Raw genomic sequence first — 21,636 nt, forward strand, 5'->3', positions numbered from 1 at the left:
TTCTTAATTGAACAGTCTTTTTTTTGTTTTACAAAGAAAGGATTAATAGAAATAATCTAAAAACCTAAGAGCTATACTTATCATTTAAACCTTTCTTAGATGCTATCATCGGAATAATTTTATCTAGTCGTCTTTGTTTGGTAGCTTCGCGTTTAGCCTCTGAGATGTATTCGCAATATTCACGTTGATGTGAAGGTGATAGTTTATTAAATGTACTTTTAAGCGCTGTATTGGTATTTAAAGCAGCTTTTAATTCCTCTGGAATAACAATTGGTTTAGTATTACGCTTTGGTTTTATTTCGCGTCCCAAGTGCTGATTCTCTATAGCTTCTTTTACATAAGCTAAAATGGCAGCTTGATTGATGTCAGCTTTAGTATTAAATCGCATTTGACGCATCGCTTTAGTTTTTTCTTCTTGAGCATTATGTAATAATTGATGCTCATCTTTTAAAAACACACCTTGATGAAACCAAATACAGAAATGATTTTTAAAAGCACCAATACCTAAAACGTTCTTTCCATTTAAACAATACGTTGGCATACTCCATTTAATGGTTTCTTCTAACTCCGTAGAAGTGACAATAGCACGTAAAATGCTAATCTCTTCGGATAAGTGAGGATTAACTTCTATATATTCTTCTACTGAGGTTATTTTTTTCATATTGAAGTTATTCTTATAATGTATTAAATATCGATTTTAATAATTTGTTTGCTTCTTTTCTTAATTCCCTGAAGAATAATCGATTTACGGTCTTTGGAAATTACCCCATTTCTCAAATCATACCAAATATTAGATTTATTATCATCCATTATTTTTTTATATTTAAAACCATTATCATCAATTGAAATAAGGTAGAGATCAGATTTACTAAGACCTGATTGCAAAAACACTATTCTATCGTTTTTTAACTTTTTTAGGTTGCCATTTATAAAGTAATAAGCATTACCATTCTGATACGTTGATATATAAGATGATTTTTTAATACCAGTCTGAGCTTTATTTATGTTTCTTGACCAGATTATTTTACCTTCATTGTTTATTTTTATACTTAATATATCATCATAATGATGATTGGCTTCTTTTAAAAATTCTGAATAGCTTGTATTTTTATTTAAAGTATTGTTTTGTGTATCTAAATTTGGATTTTCTAAAGTATATTCTTCAGCACTGATTATAATGTTTTCTGCCTTGTCTATTATTAAGTTTATAACTTTTAAATTTCTTAATTTTTTAGATTTTTCGCTTATTCCTTTTTTGTATTTATCAATAAAGAATTGTTTTGAAAGTGGTTCAAAAGATTTTTCTTTCGTTTTTAAATCATTTAAGTTTATATTATAATGACATATTCCTTCTATATAGCTATCGTCTTTAGAACTGTAAAAACCAACTAAACTTACATCGTTTATTTTTGGAAGTATAAATAGGGAGCTAATGAATTTTGTATCTTCTTTTATATTAATTTGGGTATTTGCTAATGCGTTGTATTTAAATAATTCATAATGATAATTCGTTTTTCCGTTTTTTTCTGTTCGTTGAGAATTGTTTTCAAAAACTTTTTGCAGAAAGAATAGGGTTCCGTCATAATCACTTAGTTTAATATTATTGAAATCGGTATATTGGTTTTTATTCCAATGCTTTACTTCATATTCTTTTTCAAAATTAGAGTTATATACTAAAAAATAATGAACATTATTCTTCTTTTCAATATGATCAAATTGAATTGTAAAGAATTCTTTTTTCTCAGAAAAGATTATATGTCCAATTGGATTCTTATTGATAAATTTAAATTCATTATTCAAAAAATCTAAACCAGAACTACCAAAGTATGCTTTAAAGTTATCTTGATTTAAAGAGATTAATAACTTTTTTTCGAATTTTAAATCATCAATGTTTGATTCAAGAATATTTACATTGATACGCATATTCTCTTTATCATATTCAAATTCAATGAGATTAATTTTACCGTTTTTAATCATTAATCCTTTAAACTGACTCATGTTGTCATTAGTAATAGTTATCTCCTTAATTAGTTTTAGGTTTTTATCATAATGCTCTATAAAATATTCTTTTGGGTAAGGGTTAGAGGTAAGAGTTGCTTCTGCATTTCTTACTGCTATTATCCCACCATTATTATCGCTTTCGGAAAATGATAGCGTAGTGTTTATCATTTTATCCCTATAAAAATCTCCTGTTTGAATATTAATATCTATATCTTGACCAAAAGACGAAATACTAATAATTGAAAAAAGAATGCAAAAGATGTTTTTCATAAATATAAGATTTTTTTGTTGTTGCAGGTGGTGAAACTGTTGTTTAATACCTTGTGATTTTGATTATTGTTTGGTCGATTTTTCTATTAATTAATAGCCAAATAGCTTTTCAAAAAAGCCTTTTTTCTTCTTTTTAATTACCCAAATTAATTCTTGAGGATGACGTTTTGTTAAATTATTAGGTCCAAATTTTCCCCAAGCAAACCCATCTTTGTTTTTTGCATTTCTTAAATCCGCTATAACCCAATCATTACCTTCAAACTCATTTAAAAATGGGATATAGGCTTTATTGGCATGTACAAAATCAATTTTATCAAACAGGTTCTTGTCGCTTTTCCATACATCATACACTGTTTTATCATGAATTTCATTTAGATAATTTTCTGTTGGTGATTGGTGAAATTCTAACATGCTTTTTAAAAAGTCATTTAAATTATCTGCATATTTTAGAAAAACAGCAGGATCATGGCAAGCATAATATACAAAGCCTAAAGCGCCATCATTTAAAATATCTAAAATCCAATGATTTCCAAAACCATCATGTCCTAATGTAACGGAATTAGGAGATAATTCTGTAAATCCGAATGCTCCTATAGATGTAAAATCTATTTGGTCTAAACCATAATCTTCCCAACCGCTTGTCTCTTTTAGGATTTCAATTAGCTCATCATCAATTTTTTTATTAGGAAAAGATTTAGCCAGTTCGTTAATCTCTGCAGTAGTTAACCCGTCTTTAAAATTTAATGAATAGTCTTCGTTATCTTCATCTTTAAAAATGGATGACTTCAGCTTGTTTATGATTTCAATGTTAGTCATGTATTATGATTTTGTTCGTTAGACTATGGTCTTTCATATTGCTTCTTGCTCTAAAATTTAAGTAGTACGCAATATCTTTTCCATTTTACGTCCTTTAGATAATTCATCCACTAGTTTGTCTAAATATCTTACTTCTCTTGTTAATTGTGTTTCAATATCTTCAATTCTATAACCACAGATAACACCTTTAATTAGTTTGGCGTTTGGGTTTAGTTTTGCTTTTTCAAAAAAAGTTTTAAAAGTTACTTTATCGTCTATGAGTTCTTGCAATTTATTATCATTAAAACTAGTAAGCCATTCAATTACTAAATGTAATTCGGCCTTTGTTCTTCCTTTTTTTTCAACTTTGGTCAAGTAATGTGGATATACTGAAGCAAAAGTTAGATTTGCTACGCGTTCATCATGTTTTGGTGTTGTAGTCATACTGTTTGTTTAAAATTGAAAATAAAAACAATTCTGAGTTTTAAATCTAAGAAGAAAAAAGAAAGCAGTAAACTAAAAGTATAGTTTACTGCTTCCTTAAATATAATAGTGACTAAAAATTACTTTTTAATCGCTGTAAGTTCTGCAATTTTTACAATAACCTCTACAGCTTTCTGTATACTTTCTACTGGGACATATTCATAACGACCATGGAAGTTGTGGCCTCCTGCAAAAATATTAGGACAAGGTAAACCCATATAAGAGAGTTGGGAACCGTCAGTTCCACCTCTTATAGCTTTTATTAATGGTGTAACACCAACAGCTTTCATAGCTTCTTCTGCAATATCTACAATATGCATTACAGGTTCTACTTTTTCTTTCATGTTGAAGTATTGATCCTTCAATTCGAGTTTAAAAACTTCACTTTCGTATTTAGCGTTTAAATCATCAACAATCTTTTGCATTAAAGCTTTACGAGCTTCAAACTTATCTTTGTCGTGATCTCTAATTATGTACTGAAGTGTTGTTTCTTCAACTTCACCTTCCATATTATGTAAATGGAAAAAGCCTTCGTAACCTTCTGTACGTTCAGGTGTTTCTAATCTTGGAAGAATATTAATAAACTCTGAAGCATAATACATAGAGTTAATCATCTTTCCTTTAGCATAACCAGGATGTACAATTTTACCCTTTACAGTAATTTTTGCACCTGCAGCATTAAAGTTTTCATATTCTAGTTCGCCAACTTGACTACCATCCATGGTGTAAGCCCATTCTGCACCAAATTTTTCAACATCAAATTTATGAGCACCTCTGCCAATTTCTTCATCTGGTGTAAAACCAACTTTAATCGTTCCGTGTTTAATTTCGGGATGATTAATAAGGTATTCCATAGCAGTGACTATTTCCGTAATTCCGGCTTTGTCATCTGCACCCAAAAGGGTAGTACCATCCGTTGTAATTAACGTTTGACCTTTGTACATTAATAAATCTTCAAAATAATCTGGAGATAATACAATGTCTTGTTCAGCATTAAGGATGATGTCTTTGCCATCATAATTCTCAACAATTTGAGGCTTTATATTAGCACCTGTAAAATCTGGTGATGTATCAAAATGCGAAATAAAACCAATGGTTGGTACCTCATGATCAACGTTACTAGGTAATGTTGCCATAATGTATGCATTGTCGTCAATAGTAACATCACTAAGACCAATTGCCTTAAGTTCTTCAACTAATATATTAGCCAAATCCCATTGTTTTGCTGTGCTTGGTGTAGTTTCAGAATTTGGGTCAGACTCTGTGTCTATAGTAATGTAACTTATAAAACGATCTATAATATGCTGCATAAATTTAGTCTTTATATTAAAGTTTAAATGTAATTACTGGAAGCTTACTGTGGTTAACAACATCTTCAGAAATACTACCACCAAAGAAGTGGCTTAATCCCTTTCTTCCGTGTGTAATCATAGATACAGCATCTGCATTTTCTCTTCTTGCAAAACTTAAAACTCCATCTTCTACATTATGATCAGAAATACGACCAATATTTAAGTCAGAGGCATTTAATTTGGCTAATTCTAAAAAATCTGAAATTTTTTCATCTATTTCATCAGTACTTAAAAAGCCTAAAGTTGGAGCGTTTATATTTAATAAAGTTGTTTTCTTACCTAATTTGTCTAGTAACTCTATCGCTTTTTTAACAGCAGGCACACTTTCTTCTGAGAAATCACATGCTAAAACAATATGATTAAAGTCTACAACTTTTAATGGCGATTTTACGACTAAAACAGGTGTTTCACTGTAACGTACTACTTTTTCTGTGTTAGATCCTGTAAAGATACCATCATGATCACTATGACCTCTAGAACCCATTACAATTATATCTGCTTTTTCTTCAAGTGCAACTTTTGCAACTTCTTTTAAAACTTTATGATATTTCACTAAAGCAGTTACATTAACATCTTCTAAGTAAGGCTTATCTAAAAAAGCTTCAAACTTTTTGTTAGCCACCATAAGCATAAATGCATTTTCTTCACCACGTTTATCGCTGCTAGATGATATAATAGATTCAGACATTTCTAACATATGCATTACAATCAATTCTGATTGATGTTGTTTTGCTAAAGCTGCTGCTGTTTCTAGAGCATATTCAGAATACTCTGAGAAATCTACTGGGACAATAATTTTTTTCATGATAATTTTGTTTTGGTTCTGATTTCAAAGTTAATCAAATTAGAAAGTTCTAAAAATGATAATGGACAGTTTATGAAAAAAATTAATACTTCCTTAATAGAGAAGAGATGTGTATTTTTGCATTGCTAAATCAGTACTATGTATAAAGCTATAATTAGACCTATTTTATTTTGTTTTGATCCAGAGAAGGTTCATTACTTTACGTTTTCTTTAATTAGAACTTTATCTAAAATTCCAGGTATTAGGAGTCTCTTTAAATCCTTATATGTGGTTGAAGACAAACGACTAGAACGAGAGCTATTTGGATTAAAATTTAAAAATCCGGTGGGTTTAGCGGCAGGTTTCGATAAAAATGCGGTTTTATATAATGACCTAGCAAACTTCGGTTTTGGTTTTATAGAAATAGGAACTGTAACACCTAAGGCTCAAGAAGGAAACCCAAAACAACGTTTATTTAGGCTAAAAGCAGATAAAGGCATCATAAACCGAATGGGTTTTAATAATGACGGTCTAGAAGCTGCTATTACACAACTTAAAAAGAATAAAGGCCAATTAATTATTGGCGGAAACATTGGGAAAAACACACAAACGCTTCCGGAGGATTATACTAAAGATTATCTAGAATGTTTTAATGCTTTACACCCTTATGTAGATTATTTTGTGCTGAATGTTAGTTGCCCAAATGTTGGTAGCCATGCTAAATTAAACGATAAAGATTATTTATTAGAGTTGATTTCTAGTGTGCAAAAAGCCAATACTACATTTAATAAACAGAAACCTATTCTGCTTAAAATCGCACCAGATCTTAACGACGTTCAGTTAGATGAAATTATAGAACTAATTGCAGAAACTAATCTCGATGGCGTTATTGCTAGCAATACATCTATTGACAGAACAGGTTTAAAAGCAAGTGATGCTCGACTTACCGAAATAGGCAATGGTGGTTTAAGCGGACAACCAATTAAGGAGAAGTCTATCAAAGTAATTCAGTATTTAGCAAATAAAAGCAATAAAGCATTCCCTATTATTGGAGTAGGAGGTATTCACTCTGCAGAAGATGCTTTAGAAAAGATTGCAGCAGGTGCAGATTTAGTGCAGGTCTATACTGGTTTTATTTATGAAGGTCCTTCTCTTATAAAACAAATTAATAAGGCATTGTTGAAGTAAACTATTAGTTAGATTTAACGTAATTTAAAAACCACACTCTAAATATCCTGAATTACGACATACTCATATCATTTGCATTAGCGACATCAGTTTTGGCTATTTCGCCTGGACCAGATAATATTTATGTTTTAGTACAAAGTATTAGCAATGGTAAATCTTATGGCTTAGCAACTGTTTGTGGATTAATTACAGGCTGTATAGTCCATACTACGTTACTAGCTTTTGGTGTTTCTGCAGTTATAAGTGCTAATGAAAATTTATTCTTTGGTATTAAACTTTTAGGTGCATGCTATCTTCTTTTCCTCGCTTATAAAGTCTTTAAATCTGATGCAGCTATTAGTTTAAATTCAGATGTTATTCCTAAGAAAAGTTTGAAACAATTATTTGTTCAAGGTTTTTTCATGAATGTACTCAATCCTAAAGTTATGATTTTCTTTTTGGCATTTTTCCCAGGATTTTTGTTTAGTGAAACAATGAGTACGGTAATTCAGTTTTATATTTTGGGAGGTATTTTTATGTTGGTTTCGTTTCTTGTCTTTTCTTCTATTGCCTTATTAGCAGGTAAGATTAAAACCTTTACTCTAAATCATAAAAACTCAGGTTTAGTATTAAAATGGCTGCAGATTGTTGTTTTTGTTGGGATTGCAGTTTTTATTCTAACTTAGTAACATGCTAAAATTTAATTTTCTTCCTAAGTTTTCAATTATTATTTTCTGTTCTTTTATTCTATTTACAATTATAGGAACACTTTCTCACGAATTTGGACATATAACGGTTGCAGAATATTTTGGTTACGAAACAAAGCTGAATTATGGTAGTATGAGTTTTTTTGAAAAGGGCTATTATGAAGATGAAAATGTAAAAGAAATTGAAAACTTAATAAAAAAATATAAGCTTGAAAATTACGAAAACTGGACTAATGATTTAAAATTAAAAATAGAAGAGAATAATTTAATTATAAAAGATAGATATCCAAGAAATGAAATTCATGATTTATGGATTACCATTGGTGGTCCTGCACAAACATTACTCACAAGTTGTATAGGTTTATTTATTTTGTTTTTAAGACGGAAAACAAGGAAAGACCAATTTAAACTTGTGGATTGGTTAGCTGTTTTTATGTCATTATTTGTCTTGCGTGAAGTTTTTAATTTTATAACAGCTATTTATGGGTCAATGCTATATTCTAAATCAAATTTTCATACAGATGAATTCAGGATTTCTAGATATTTGGGGCTTAATGAATAGATTATTCCAACGATTGCTTTAATGATTGGACTACTCATTTCTTGTTATGTAGTTTTTAAAATCATTCCAATTAAATACCGATTTACATTTATAGTTTCAGGATTAGTTGGTGGAATTTCAGGTTTTGCTATTTGGTTAGGATTTTTGGGTGAAGCACTATTCAATTCTTAAGTATTGTTTTTAAATCGAAAGACTAAACCGTATATTTGAACCAATGAATAAAGCCGTTAAAATAATAGAATGTCCGAGAGATGCTATGCAAGGCATTAAGGAGTTTATACCAACAGAAAAGAAGGTACAATACATTCAATCTTTACTTCGTGTTGGTTTTGATACTATTGATTTTGGAAGTTTTGTATCTCCAAAAGCGATTCCGCAAATGGTAGATACAGCTGAAGTTTTAGCACAATTAGATTTAAGTAAAACCGAAAGTAAACTATTGGCTATTATTGCTAATACTCGAGGTGCAACAGACGCTTCAAAACATTCTGAAATTGATTATTTAGGCTTTCCGTTTTCCATTTCTGAGAACTTTCAAATGCGTAACACGCATAAAACTATTGCACAATCTGTTGTTACACTTTCTGAAATATTAGAAATTGCAGATAAAAGCAATAAAGAAGTGGTAGTTTATATATCTATGGGATTTGGCAATCCTTATGGCGACCCTTGGAATGTAGATATTGTAGGTGAGTGGACAGAACGTTTATCTAATATGGGCGTTAAAATTTTATCACTTAGTGATACCATTGGAAGCTCTGATCCAGATAATATTAATTATTTATTTTCAAATTTAATTCCTACGTATTCTAATATCGAATTCGGAGCACATCTGCACACTACACCATCAAGTTGGTTTGAGAAAATTGATGCAGCGTACCAAGCTGGTTGTCGACGTTTTGATGGTGCTATACAGGGTTATGGTGGTTGTCCAATGGCTAAAGATGTTTTAACGGGTAATATGCCAACTGAAAAGATGCTTTCGTATTTCACACAAAAGAAGGCACATAATCTTAATGCTATGTGTTTTGAGAGTTCGCATAATGAGGCGACTAAAATTTTCTCAAAGTATCATTAATATCTTATTTCTTATTGAGGCTGTTCTTATTTGACTGGTAGTCAATTTTTTACTTCTTTGAATAAACAAATATTTCATTATTTTTTATTGCATTTCAGTTTAATTACAAAGTTTATTTAAAATTAATCTAAATAAACTTTGTGTAATTACTATTCTGTTATAAATTTGCAGCTTTAAATGAAAAACAATTCATATCAAGTCTAAATAAGAATAATAAACCAGCCAAAAATGAAAAAATTAGTATTAAGTTTATTTATAGTAGGAAGCATGTTAACCTCATGTTCTAGTGATGATGACAACGGAAGTTCAGGGTCGCAAGTTGTTGCGCCTGCCACATATCAATTTGAAAGAAATGGAGTTACAACTGTAAATTATGGTGGTCAAACATCACGTATTTTAATGGGAGTAGAATTTGTGTCAGCATTAAGCGATAATACTAAAACAGAAGTGGAATTAGATGGTATGTTTACTAATACAGGCGATTATTTTTCTACAAGTGAATTAAATACTTCAGGAAAAGATATTAGAAGTAAAACAGCTGCATCTAATGACTATTTTTCGGCAAACACAACAGATGGAAATGCTATTAAATCAGAGCTTGATGGCTGGATAGCTAATCAAGTTAATGACGTGTTTCCTAATTGGAATACTATTGCAGTATCTGGTACAGCAGGTCAAATACAAGAAGCTGGTGGAGGATCTATTCGCTATGTAAATTCAAAAGGTTTAGAATATAACCAAGCTATTAATAAATCTTTAATTGGTGCATTAATTGCAGACCAAATACTTAATAATTATTTAAGTCCTTCAGTTTTAGACGCTGGTGACAATATAACTAATAATGACAGTGATGTATTAGATGGTTCTAATAATTATACAACAATGGAGCACAAGTGGGACGAAGCTTTTGGTTACCTGTATGGTACTGATGATGCTTTAGCACCACAATTAAATCAAGATAGCTTTTTAAATAAGTATTTATCTCGTGTAGAAGATGATGAAGATTTTGCAGGTATTGCTGATGATATTTATAATGCATTTAAGTTAGGTAGAGCAGCAATTGTATCAAAAAACTATACTGTTAGAGATCAACAAGCAGAAATTATCAGAGAAAAAATTTCTGAAATTATTGCTATTAGAGCTGTATATTATTTACAACAAGGTAAAACTAACTTAGGTACAGATTACGGAAGTGCTTTTCACGATTTATCTGAAGGTTTTGGATTTGTATACAGTTTACAATTTACGCGTCAACCAGGAACTTCAAGTCCATACTTTACTAAATCTGAGGTTGATGCCTTTGTTTCGGAATTAATGACAGCAAATGGGTTTTGGGATGTAACTTCTGAGACATTAGATAGTATATCTGAAGATATTGCTTCGCGTTTTAATTTTACAGTTGAGCAAGCTGGAAGTTAATATTATAGAAATTAATTATAAGCATAAACTTTCTTTAGGTAGAAAGCTTATGCTTATTTATCTTTGCAACCAATAAAAAAATAATTATGTTTAAGAAAGTACTAGTTCTTATCGCATTCGTTTTTATAGCCTTAGCTTGTAGTTCTTCAGATGATGGCTCTGGTAATACTAGCGATAATTTTGATAGAACAGCATTGTTAACCAATTGGGCAGATAATATAATAGTTCCTATTTATGATGATTTAAATACGCTACTTGCAGACTTGGTTGTTAAAAAAGATGCTTTCGTTACTACACCAAATCAAACAACTCTTAATGAGTTTAGAACATCTTGGTACAATGCTTACAAGGTTTGGCAATATGCTGAAATGTTTAATATTGGTAGAGCAGAAGAAATTAACTTCGCTTTTCAAATGAATATCTATCCAACTAATGTTTCTGATATTCAAAGTAATATTGAATCTCAGAGTTATGATTTAACTAATGTTAACAATAATGATGCTGTTGGCTTTCCGGCTTTAGATTATATGTTATATGGTTTAGCAGATGACGATGCAGATATATTAGAGTTTTACACTACAAATACAGAAGCGTCTAAATATTTGACGTACGCTTCAGACTTAACTAATCAGATGAAAGCGTTAACTCAAGACGTGACTTCTAACTGGTCAACTTACAGACAAACATTTATTAATAACACCAATAATACAGTAACTGGTTCTTTAAATAAGTTGGTAAATGACTTTATTTACTATTATGAAAAAGGGTTAAGAGCTAATAAAATAGGAATACCAGCAGGTAATTTCTCAACCACACCTTTACCAGAAAAGGTTGAAGGCTATTATAGAAACGATGTTTCTAAAGCATTAGCAACAGAAGCTATGGGTGCAGTTAAAGACTTTTTTAATGGAAAAGCTTATACTAGTAATGTCACTGACGAAAGTTTAGCTTCGTATTTAGATTATTTAAATACTATAAAAAATGGTGAAGACTTAAGCGTCTTAATTAACGATCAGTTTGATACCGCTCAGGCTAATATAGACAGTTTAGATGATAGTTTCACCAACCAGATTAATAGCGATAATACTAAAATGACAGAAACATTTGATGCTTTGCAAATGGCAGTTGTGCTTTTAAAAGTAGATATGTTACAAGCCATTAATATTAGCGTTGATTATGTAGATGCAGATGGTGATTAGAAAAAACTAAAAAATTTCAAAAGGATTCTCTTCAATGAGAGTCCTTTTTTTTGCTTTATGCCAAATAAACTAACAACATATTTAAATATCCAAACTAATGCAGCTCCTTTGTCTGTGTTTAGAATAGGTTTTGGTATTATGATGTTAGCGAGTATCATAAGGTTTTGGTCTTACGGTTGGATTGAAAAATTGTATTTAGAACCAAAATTTCACTTCTCTTATTATGGCTTAGAATTTATAAAACCTATAGGTGTTTATAGCTATCTCATTTTTTTTATCTGTGGATTATCAGCACTTTTTGTAGCCTTAGGGTTTAAGTATAGAATTGCAATAATCACATTCTTTTTAAGTTTTACTTATATAGAATTGATGGATAAAACCACTTATCTTAATCACTATTATTTTATAAGTGTATTGAGTTTTTTAATGTGCTTTTTACCAGCTAATACTTATTTTTCAATAGATGCTTTTATTAGAAAAAAACAATATAACCAAATCCCTAAGTGGACTATTGATTGTATAAAGTTACTTCTAGGTATTGTGTACGTTTATGCAGGTTTAGCTAAGATAAACAGTGATTGGTTGTTTAAGGCAATGCCTTTAAAAATATGGTTGCCTTCAAAGTACGATTTACCTTTTATTGGCCAAAGTCTAATGCAGCAAGAGTGGTTTCATATTGCAATGAGTTGGTCTGGTATGTTATACGATTTAACTATCCCATTTTTATTACTTTATAAGCGAACACGAATTTTTGCTTTTGTGTTAGTCGTATTCTTTCATGTATTTACAAGAGTACTGTTTCCAATTGGTATGTTTCCATATGTGATGATTGTTGGTACCTTAATTTTCTTTGATTATGGAGTTCATGAGCGTATTCTAAATGTAATTAGAGGACTATTTAGTTTTTTTAAATTGAAAGCTTCAAACTTAGAAAATTTAAGCTATAAGGTTTCAAATGAAAAGATAATTCTGCCAATATTAGGTTTGTTTTTTACTATTCAATTACTTTTACCGTTTCGTTATGTATTGTATCCAAACGAATTGTTTTGGACAGAGGAAGGTTACCGCTTTTCTTGGCGCGTGATGCTAATGGAAAAAGCAGGTTATGCAGAATTTAAAATTGTTAACGCTGAAACGGGTCATTCATTTTCCGTAAACAATTCAGATTTTTTAACACCGTTTCAAGAAAAACAAATGAGTTCACAGCCCGATTTTATTCTTGAATATGCTAAGTACTTAGAGCAACATTTCTTAGCTCAAGGTCATAAAAATATTGAAATTTACGTTGATAGCTATGTGGCTCTCAACGGTCGCTCAAGCGAACGTTTTATAAATCCTAAAGTAGATTTACTAAAACAAACAGAATCATTAAAAACTAAAAATTGGATTTTACCATTTAAGGATGAAATTAAAGGACTATAGTTTACTTATAATAATTATAATAACGGCATTTACGCTAAATGGACAGCAAAAGGTGTCTGGTATTATAAAGAACAAGGCAACTCAACAACCCATAAATAATGTGGAGATTTATGATAAGATTTCAGGCTTGTTGGCTAAAACAAATGCTACAGGTTATTATGAGTTTACCACAAAAAAAGAGAAATTAAAGTTGGTATTCTTTTCTTATGAATTTCAAATTATAGAAGTAGAAATAATTGTTGAAGCTGATGTGGTTTTATATCAACAATTGGAGGCGATAGGAGAAGAATTAACAGCAGTTGAGATTACAGCAAGGAAAGATAAAGTTTTTGAATTAAGTAGGTTAAGTGACGTTGAAGAAACAGCTATTTATGCAGGTAAAAAAACAGAAGTTGTTTTGGTAGAACAATCTATGGCAAATTTAGCAACTAATAACGCTAGGCAAATTTATAGTCAAGTTGCTGGTTTAAATATTTATCAAAACGATGATGCAGGATTGCAACTAAATATTGGTGGTCGAGGTTTAGATCCCAATCGAACAGCAAATTTTAATACGAGACAAAATGGTTACGATATCAGTGCTGATGTATTAGGATATCCAGAGAGTTATTATTCTCCTGCAACGGAAGGGCTAAAACAGATTCAAGTAATCCGTGGTGCAGCTTCTCTGCAATACGGCACACAGTTTGGAGGACTTATTAATTTTGTAATGAAAGAACCAAATCCCAATAAACCTATTGAACTAGTAACTAGAAACACTTTAGGGAGTTTCGGTTTATACACTAATTTTACAAGCCTTAGTGGTACAAAAGGTAAATGGAGTTATTATACGTTTTTTAATTATAAAAAAGGAGATGGTTTTAGATCAAATTCAGAATTCGAATCTAAAAACGTCTATGCGCATATTGGTTATCAATTTAATGATAATACAGCATTAACGGGTGAAGTAACGTATTTAAATTACTTAGCACAGCAAGCTGGCGGATTAACTGACGATATGTTTAACGATGACCCTTATCAAAGTAATAGAGCTCGAAATTGGTTTGAAGTCGATTGGTTATTGTATAATCTTAAATTCTCACATCAATTTTCTGAAAACACCAATTTCACCTTCAATTTTTTTGGGTTAAATGCTTCAAGAGATGCCCTTGGTTTTAGAACTAATAGAGTAGACCAATTGGATCCTGGTGAAGAACGAGATTTAATAAAAGGTGATTTTAATAATTATGGTTTTGAAACACGGATATTGAGTAAATATCAGGTTTTTAATAAAAATGCGACATTTTTAATAGGTTCCAAGTTTTATAATGCAAATAACAGCCAGCAACAAGGTCCAGGTTCTGATGGTGTAGAAGCAGACTTTAATATTAGAACAGACGAGTTTCCAAATTATTCGGATCAATCTCAATTTGATTTCCCTAATTTAAACGTTGCCGTATTTGGCGAAAATATTTTTTACCTAAACGATAAGTTTTCTGTTACACCAGGTTTTAGATTCGAATATATTAAAACAGAAAGTGATGGTTTTTATAAGCGTATCAATACAGATGCGGCTGGTAACGTCATCTTTGAGGAAACTGTGGAAGATAATCGAGATTTCGAACGTAATTTTGTGTTGCTAGGCTTAGGATTAAGCTACAAACCAAGTACAAGTTTAGAGGCTTATGGAAATATTTCTCAAAATTACCGATCAGTAACTTTTTCTGATATAAATATTATCAATCCTGCTTTTGCTATCAATCCTAATATTACAGATGAAGAAGGATTTACTATTGATTTAGGTTTACGTGGTAATTTTAAAAGTATTGTATCTTATGATGTAGGTGCATTCGCATTATTTTACAATAGAAGAATCGGATTTGTACAGAAAGGGTTAGATGATGGTCGTGTAGTCAGCGAGCGTGGAAATATTGGTGACGCAGTTATGTATGGAGTTGAGTCTTTGTTTGATTTTAACTTGAAGAAAATATTCAAAATGAATAATGACTTCAGCTTAAATTATTTTGTAAATACATCAGTTATTAAATCAGAATATACCAATTCAGATCAAGTAGGAATTGAAGGTAATGAAGTAGAATTTGTGCCAGACTTAAACCTAAAAACAGGATTGCGATTCGGTTATAAAAACCTAATGGCAAATATGCAATACACTTATTTAGGAAGTCAATTTACAGATGCTACTAATTCTATAGACTCAAATTTAAGTGGTGTAATTGGTGAAATTCCCGAATATGATATATTGGATTTATCGTTATCTTACGCTTATAAAATTTTCAAATTAGAAACAGGAGTTAATAACTTACTCGATAATGCTTATTTTACAAGAAGAGCAACAGGTTACCCTGGACCAGGAATTATTCCATCTGCACCTCGTAACTGGTATGTAACATTGGAAGTTAAATTGTAAAAATTTCTATACTTAACTGCCAAAAGCTAAAACAAATTGAAAAAATAGCAAAAGGGAAATGGTTTTATCGTTTAGTTGTTCCTAAAAAAATCAGGTTTATAGGTGATATGACACTTGCCGAAAACCGCTATAATTTTGCCATAGAAAGGCTTAGAGTTTATTGCAAAGCACATAATTAGTTTCTGTTTTTCTGCCGCTTAAAGTAATCGTATTAGTTGTGGTGTTTTTATTTTCTCATTAAGAAAAATAAGATGTATCTTTGTATGCAATTATATCTTAATTGCCATGACAGCACACGAAAATAAAATTGTTGGAGAAGGTCTTACTTACGATGACGTACTCTTAGTTCCAGCATTTTCTGAAGTTCTTCCTAGAGAAGTTAATATTCAAACAAAATTTACAAAAAACATTACAATCAACATTCCTGTGATTTCCGCAGCAATGGATACTGTTACTGAAAGTAAAATGGCAATTGCCATGGCACAAGAAGGCGGTATTGGTGTGTTGCATAAAAACATGACTATTGATCAGCAAGCTGATAAAGTGCGTCGCGTAAAGCGTGCAGAAAGCGGTATGATTATAGACCCTGTGACATTGCCATTAACAGCTACAGTTTTTGATGCGAAGTCTAATATGGCAGAGCATGGCATTGGTGGAATACCTATTGTAGATGAAAACGGAAAATTAACAGGTATTGTAACCAATAGAGATTTACGTTTTGAGCATGAAAATGCAAAACCGATAGTAGAAGTAATGACTAAAGAAAATTTAGTTACAGCTGCAGTTGGTACATCTTTAAAAGATGCTGAAAAAATTCTTCAACAAAACAAGATTGAAAAATTACTTATCGTTGATGATAATTATATTTTAAAAGGACTAATTACCTTTAGAGATATCACTAAGGTGACTCAAAAACCAAATGCAAACAAAGATACTTACGGAAGATTACGTGTTGCTGCTGCCATTGGTGTAACAGGTGATGCTGTAGAAAGAGCTTCTGCTTTAGTAAAAGCTGGTGTAGATGCTGTAATTATAGATACAGCTCATGGACATACCAAAGGTGTGGTAATGGTTTTGAAAGAAATAAAGAAGAAATTCCCTAAACTAGACGTTATTGTTGGAAACATTGCAACAGGAGAAGCGGCAAAATATTTAGTAGAAGCAGGAGCGGATGCTGTAAAAGTAGGTATTGGTCCAGGTTCTATTTGTACCACAAGAGTAGTAGCAGGTGTTGGTTTTCCTCAGTTTTCTGCAGTATTAGAAGTTGCAGCAGCTATAAAAGGTACGGGAGTTCCAGTAATTGCAGATGGAGGAATTCGTTATACAGGTGATATACCTAAAGCCATTGCTGCTGGTGCAGATACGGTAATGTTAGGTTCTCTGTTAGCAGGAACAAAAGAAAGTCCAGGAGAGACGATTATATACGAAGGCCGAAAATTTAAATCTTACAGAGGAATGGGTTCTGTTGAAGCCATGAAGCAAGGAAGTAAAGACCGTTATTTTCAAGATGTAGAAGATGATATTAAAAAATTAGTGCCAGAAGGTATTGTAGGTCGTGTACCTTACAAAGGAGAATTAGAAGAAAGTATTCACCAATTTATTGGTGGACTTAGAGCAGGAATGGGTTATTGTGGAGCAAAAGATGTAGCCACTCTAAAAGAAACAGGACGCTTTGTTAAAATTACAAGTTCTGGTATTAATGAAAGCCATCCTCATGATGTAACCATTACAAAGGAAGCTCCAAATTACTCACGTTAATAAAAGATTAATCTTATTTTTATAAAATTGAAAACAGCATTGAGAGATGCTGTTTTTTTTGTGTAAAATATTAGATTTTGCGTAAGGCGTTGGCTAATTTTACATTTCAAATTCTATATCATAATCTTGGTTACATACGATTACATAATTTTAGGAGCAGGAGCAGCAGGTTTAATGTTGGCTTCTCGTATGGCTAATGATTCGTTTTTTGATGATAAATCAATTTTAATCATTGATAAATCTAAAAACAAAGGAAACGATAGAACTTGGTGTTTTTGGGAAGAAAACGAAGGTGAATGGGATGAGGTTGTAACCAAAACATGGTCGAATATTTATTTTGGAAGTGCACAATTTTCTAAAACAATACCCATTGCACCTTATAAATATAAAATGATAAGGAGTGAAGCTTTTTACAATTCACTTTGGGAAAGCATCAATGCAAAATCTAATTTCACTTTTATTGAAGATACAATTAATAGCTTTTCAGAATTAAAGAATGAGGTTCAAATAATTACTTCAAAAGGGCGGTATTTAGGATTAAAACTTTTTAATAGTTTACCAAATGCTGAAGTCTATAAATCTCAAGATAAATATCCATTAATACATCAGCATTTTGTTGGTTGGTTTGTGAAAGTGCAGGAAGATGTATTTGATGATTCTAAAGCCACATTCATGGATTTTTCAGTAGAACAGAATGATAATACATGCTTTATGTATGTTTTACCTGTTACTAGAAGGACTGCGTTGTTTGAGTATACCTTGTTTTCAAAAGACTTATTGCAACATTCTGAATATGAAGATGCTATAAAATTATATTTAGAAAATAAAAACATATCAGATTACACCATTGTAGAAGTAGAAAAGGGAAATATACCAATGACATCCTTTAAATTTAAGAACATAAATTCTCAGCATGTTTTAAATATAGGGACAGCGGGTGGCTGGACAAAAGCTAGTACAGGCTATACGTTTAAAAATACATCAAAAAAGACTAAAGAAGTTGTTGCATTTTTAAAGACAAAAAACGATTTATCTAAGTTTCATAAAAAATCAAAATTCTGGTTCTATGATTTAATTTTTTTAGATGTTTTGGCAAATCATAATGGGGAAGGTGCAGCAATGTTTGCCTCTATGTTTAAGAAAGCAAATATTAAAACAGTGTTTAGATTTCTAGATGAAGAATCTACTATAATTGAAGACTTAAAAATAATACTGTCAGTTCCTCCAAAACGATTTATACAAGCGTTTATTAAACGACTTTTTTAGAAAAAAAATATTGAGATAACGAGAAATATAAACAATCTATTCTCCTGAATAAACCTGTCCACGATGAGGTTTTAAAGCATCTCTAATCGGTTTCATTTCAGATTCGGCAACTACTAAATAAGCTAAGGTATGCATATCGCTTATAGTTTCCATTTCAACAATTGTAATATCTAGTTTGTTGATTGCAATATATTCCTTGAGATGTATAACATGGTGTTCCGCTGTTTTTTCTGCAGCAGGTCCTCTAAAATCCCAAATCAGTTTTAATTGTCGCATTATATATCGTCTTAATTAGGCAGATTTAAGAATTGAAGTTCCGTTTTCAACAAAGTTTTTAAAATTATTTAAGTACGTTTTTGTTTGTTTTTTAAATGCGCGTGGCATAAAAAATAACATTGCACTCATTTTAAAACTTGTAGGTTGAAATTCGTTTTTAGAAGTCCACTGAGTGTAATTGTCTTGTGTAGATTTAAAGTAATTTTCCTGAATGTTACGCACACCTTCTGTAGTATATGATGCATGAAATTCATTAGGGAAGTTTTGCTTAGTAACCGTTTCAATGATTTGCATTGTTCGTTTGCCAAAGCTGTAATTTAATCGCATAGTTGCACCAAGTTCATTTGGTGTGCCAGAAATATGTTCGGTACTCACTAAACCATTATGCCAATGCTTTAGGTTTTCGGTCGAGTCTAGTTTTTCTATAACTTCTGAAATCGACTTCTTAATAAGAACTTCGGTAACGTATTGCATTATGAGGGATTTTAAACAAATGTAAAAAAAGTGTTAGCAATTATTTGGACTAATCGACGTTCTTATAGTTTTATTTGTTAAAATCAACGTTAAACTTTCTGAGTTGTTAAACTGGTATGATTTTTACTACGTAACTAGCAGTAATCATAAAAATATTGCAATTTAAACGGCTTGTTAAATTAGCTATTTATGTTATTTTTGCTCAGTTTGAAAAAACAGTCACATACATTAAAAGTTTCAAAATAAAATTAGTTTAAATGAAGTCATTAAAATTCAAGTGTTTGTTCGTTGTGCTTTTAGCGCTAAACGTTTCGTTTTCTCAAGATAAAGATGAAGTACTACTTAAAGTAGGTGGTGAGCCAATTATGGCATCAGAATTTTTAAGAGTTTATAATAAAAACTTAGATTTAGTAAAGGACGAAAGTCAAAAAGATATTGATGGTTATTTAACTTTATTTACAGAATATCAATTAAAACTTCAAGAAGCTAAACGTCTTAAGCTAAATGAAGATAAAAACTACCAACGCGAGTTTACACGCTATAAAAAGCAACTTATTAAAAATTACATCTCAGAGAACAAAGTAACGGATGAGTTAGTTGAAGAAGCTTACAAGCGTAGTAATATAGATATAAATGCTTCACACATTTTAGTACGCTTAGACCCATCGGAAAAAGATACTATTGCAGCTTATAACCAAGTTTTAGAATTGAGAAATCGTGCTCTAAAAGAAGGTTATGATACAGTTAAAGCAAAAATGCATAATGGAGAAACTATTTTCTTAGAAGACTTGGGATATTTTTCAGCCTTTAAAATGGTTTATGATTTTGAAACAGCCGCTTTTAATACACCTGCAGGCGAAATATCAATGCCATTTAGAACACAGTTTGGTTATCATGTTGTTAAAGTAAACGATAGACGTGCTTCTAGAGGTACAGTTACTGCAGCACATATTATGATTAATTTGTCTCCAAAAGATACTTTAGTAAATCCAGAAGAACGAATCAATACAATCTACAAGAAGTTAGAACAAGGTGAAAATTTTGAAGCTTTAGCAAAGCAGTTTTCAGAGGATAAGAGTTCTGCTAATAATGGCGGAAAATTAACACCTTTTAAAAGTGGTCAGTTAAGTTCTATTAAATTTGAAGATGAAGCATTTGGATTAAAGAATAATGGAGATTTTAGCAAGCCTTTTAAAACAGATTATGGATGGCACATTGTAAAACGAATAGATTTAGAACCAATTGCGCCATTAGAGGATGTAAAAGAAAATTTTGTAGCACGTGTTAAAAGGGACTCAAGGTCTAAGTTAATTAACGAAGCAATGGTTGCTAAGTTGAAGAAGAAGTATAAAATCAATTATAACTCAGAGGCTAAAGCATATTTTGTTAAAATATTAAATGAGAAATTTTATAGTCGTGCTTGGGAAATACCAGAAGATTTAAATAAAACGGAAGCAGTTTTTACTATTAATGATAGAGCTTTCTCTTATGAGGCATTTGCAAAGCACTTATTTAATTCACAACGTCTATATTCGAATAAAAAAATGCCATTTGCAACTATAGTAGATAAAGAATTTAAGAGCTTTTTTGAAACATCTATTTTTAAATATAGAGAAGAGAATTTAGAAGTTGAGAACAAAGATTATGCAAATATCTTAAAGGAATATAGAGATGGACTTTTGTTATTTGATTTAATGGAGAAGGAAATCTGGAACAAGGCGTCAAAGGACACTCTTGGTTTAGAAGCATATTATAATGATAACAAAGCTAATTACAAATGGACAGATAGAGTAGATGTTGTTATTGCAACGTCATCAGATAAATCTAATTTAAAGAAGCTTCGTAAATTAATGAAGAAAGGAAAGTCTGAAGATGAAATAAAGGAGGCCTTAAACAAAGGAGACGAAGAGAATGTTATTTTTACTAAAGGTATTTATAGTGTTAACGATCCAGTTTTACCATCTAATTTTGAAGTTAAAAAAGGACTTTCGGATGTTTATAATAATCATAACGAAGCATTTCATATTATTAGAGTAAAAGAAGTACTACCAGCGAGAGTTAAAACTTTAGAAGAAGCTAAAGGTCGCGTTATTAATGATTACCAAGCTGTATTAGAAACAAATTGGGTTAAGGATTTGTATAGTCGTTTTAAAGTAGAAGTAAACGATGATGTTCTAAAAACTGTTAAATCTAAAATAGGAAACTAAAAGCCACTT

General features: G+C 31.0%; 20 protein-coding genes. 12 read left to right on the forward strand and 8 right to left on the reverse strand.

Annotated elements, in window-relative coordinates:
* Positions 1 to 64: 64 nt before the first annotated feature.
* The 6 genes from Q0807_RS18200 to Q0807_RS18225 form a co-directional block, all read right to left on the reverse strand.
* The gene (locus Q0807_RS18200) at positions 65 to 661 is read right to left on the reverse strand and encodes a YdeI family protein (protein WP_299112602.1); all 597 of its coding nucleotides are present in this window, start codon (positions 659 to 661) and stop codon (positions 65 to 67) included.
* Between the two features lie 23 nt (positions 662 to 684).
* A complete protein-coding gene (locus tag Q0807_RS18205; RefSeq protein WP_299112604.1) occupies positions 685 to 2,271 on the reverse strand; it encodes a hypothetical protein in 1,587 nt (528 codons plus the stop codon).
* Positions 2,272 to 2,361: 90 nt separating this feature from the next.
* A complete protein-coding gene (locus Q0807_RS18210; RefSeq protein ID WP_299112606.1) occupies positions 2,362 to 3,087 on the reverse strand; it encodes an SMI1/KNR4 family protein in 726 nt (241 codons plus the stop codon).
* A gap of 57 nt (positions 3,088 to 3,144) precedes the next feature.
* Entirely contained in the window at positions 3,145 to 3,510 is a 366-nt protein-coding gene (locus tag Q0807_RS18215; RefSeq protein ID WP_299112608.1) for a DUF2200 domain-containing protein, read from the reverse strand.
* A 119-nt stretch (positions 3,511 to 3,629) separates the two neighbouring features.
* A complete protein-coding gene (pepT, locus tag Q0807_RS18220; protein WP_299112610.1) occupies positions 3,630 to 4,859 on the reverse strand; it encodes a peptidase T in 1,230 nt (409 codons plus the stop codon).
* A 16-nt stretch (positions 4,860 to 4,875) separates the two neighbouring features.
* Positions 4,876 to 5,706 (reverse strand): universal stress protein, encoded by an 831-nt coding sequence (locus tag Q0807_RS18225; RefSeq protein ID WP_299112612.1) that lies wholly within the window; start codon positions 5,704 to 5,706, stop codon positions 4,876 to 4,878.
* Positions 5,707 to 5,844: 138 nt separating this feature from the next.
* Here Q0807_RS18225 and Q0807_RS18230 point away from each other — a divergent pair, with 138 nt between their 5' ends.
* From Q0807_RS18230 to Q0807_RS18280, 11 genes are all read left to right on the forward strand, one after another.
* Positions 5,845 to 6,873 (forward strand): quinone-dependent dihydroorotate dehydrogenase, encoded by a 1,029-nt coding sequence (locus tag Q0807_RS18230; protein ID WP_299112614.1) that lies wholly within the window; start codon positions 5,845 to 5,847, stop codon positions 6,871 to 6,873.
* A 47-nt stretch (positions 6,874 to 6,920) separates the two neighbouring features.
* On the forward strand, positions 6,921 to 7,538 hold the full coding sequence (locus tag Q0807_RS18235) for a LysE family translocator (protein WP_301161997.1): 618 nt from the start codon (positions 6,921 to 6,923) through the stop codon (positions 7,536 to 7,538).
* A 4-nt stretch (positions 7,539 to 7,542) separates the two neighbouring features.
* A complete protein-coding gene (locus Q0807_RS18240) occupies positions 7,543 to 8,121 on the forward strand; it encodes a hypothetical protein (RefSeq protein ID WP_299112617.1) in 579 nt (192 codons plus the stop codon).
* 21 nt (positions 8,122 to 8,142) lie between these two features.
* Positions 8,143 to 8,292, forward strand: a complete 150-nt coding sequence (locus tag Q0807_RS18245; protein WP_301161956.1) for a hypothetical protein — start codon at positions 8,143 to 8,145, stop codon at positions 8,290 to 8,292.
* Between the two features lie 43 nt (positions 8,293 to 8,335).
* Positions 8,336 to 9,199: a hydroxymethylglutaryl-CoA lyase gene (locus tag Q0807_RS18250; protein WP_301161957.1), complete on the forward strand. Its 864-nt coding sequence runs from the start codon at positions 8,336 to 8,338 to the stop codon at positions 9,197 to 9,199.
* Positions 9,200 to 9,427: 228 nt separating this feature from the next.
* On the forward strand, positions 9,428 to 10,618 hold the full coding sequence (locus tag Q0807_RS18255; RefSeq protein WP_301161958.1) for a DUF4856 domain-containing protein: 1,191 nt from the start codon (positions 9,428 to 9,430) through the stop codon (positions 10,616 to 10,618).
* An 86-nt stretch (positions 10,619 to 10,704) separates the two neighbouring features.
* The gene (locus Q0807_RS18260; protein WP_301161959.1) at positions 10,705 to 11,817 is read left to right on the forward strand and encodes an imelysin family protein; all 1,113 of its coding nucleotides are present in this window, start codon (positions 10,705 to 10,707) and stop codon (positions 11,815 to 11,817) included.
* 57 nt (positions 11,818 to 11,874) lie between these two features.
* Positions 11,875 to 13,239: an HTTM domain-containing protein gene (locus Q0807_RS18265; RefSeq protein ID WP_301161960.1), complete on the forward strand. Its 1,365-nt coding sequence runs from the start codon at positions 11,875 to 11,877 to the stop codon at positions 13,237 to 13,239.
* Positions 13,220 to 15,646 (forward strand): TonB-dependent receptor, encoded by a 2,427-nt coding sequence (locus Q0807_RS18270; protein ID WP_301161961.1) that lies wholly within the window; start codon positions 13,220 to 13,222, stop codon positions 15,644 to 15,646. Before Q0807_RS18265 ends, Q0807_RS18270 begins: the two co-directional genes overlap by 20 nt.
* Positions 15,647 to 15,931: 285 nt before the next feature.
* Positions 15,932 to 17,404, forward strand: coding sequence for an IMP dehydrogenase (gene guaB, locus Q0807_RS18275; protein WP_301161962.1), 1,473 nt, complete (start codon positions 15,932 to 15,934; stop codon positions 17,402 to 17,404).
* A 126-nt stretch (positions 17,405 to 17,530) separates the two neighbouring features.
* Positions 17,531 to 18,670, forward strand: a complete 1,140-nt coding sequence (locus Q0807_RS18280; protein WP_301161963.1) for a lycopene cyclase family protein — start codon at positions 17,531 to 17,533, stop codon at positions 18,668 to 18,670.
* A gap of 36 nt (positions 18,671 to 18,706) precedes the next feature.
* On the opposite strand, the gene Q0807_RS18285 is transcribed toward Q0807_RS18280, so the two are convergent.
* Both Q0807_RS18285 and Q0807_RS18290 read right to left on the reverse strand, forming a co-directional pair.
* Positions 18,707 to 18,949, reverse strand: coding sequence for a hypothetical protein (locus Q0807_RS18285; RefSeq protein ID WP_301161998.1), 243 nt, complete (start codon positions 18,947 to 18,949; stop codon positions 18,707 to 18,709).
* Positions 18,950 to 18,961: 12 nt separating this feature from the next.
* Positions 18,962 to 19,420 (reverse strand): SRPBCC family protein, encoded by a 459-nt coding sequence (locus tag Q0807_RS18290; RefSeq protein ID WP_301161964.1) that lies wholly within the window; start codon positions 19,418 to 19,420, stop codon positions 18,962 to 18,964.
* A gap of 257 nt (positions 19,421 to 19,677) precedes the next feature.
* Here Q0807_RS18290 and Q0807_RS18295 point away from each other — a divergent pair, with 257 nt between their 5' ends.
* Positions 19,678 to 21,627 (forward strand): peptidylprolyl isomerase, encoded by a 1,950-nt coding sequence (locus tag Q0807_RS18295; RefSeq protein WP_301161965.1) that lies wholly within the window; start codon positions 19,678 to 19,680, stop codon positions 21,625 to 21,627.
* Positions 21,628 to 21,636 lie beyond the last annotated feature (9 nt).

This window comes from uncultured Winogradskyella sp., assembly GCF_947495255.1.
In the GTDB taxonomy this organism is placed as follows: domain Bacteria; phylum Bacteroidota; class Bacteroidia; order Flavobacteriales; family Flavobacteriaceae; genus Winogradskyella.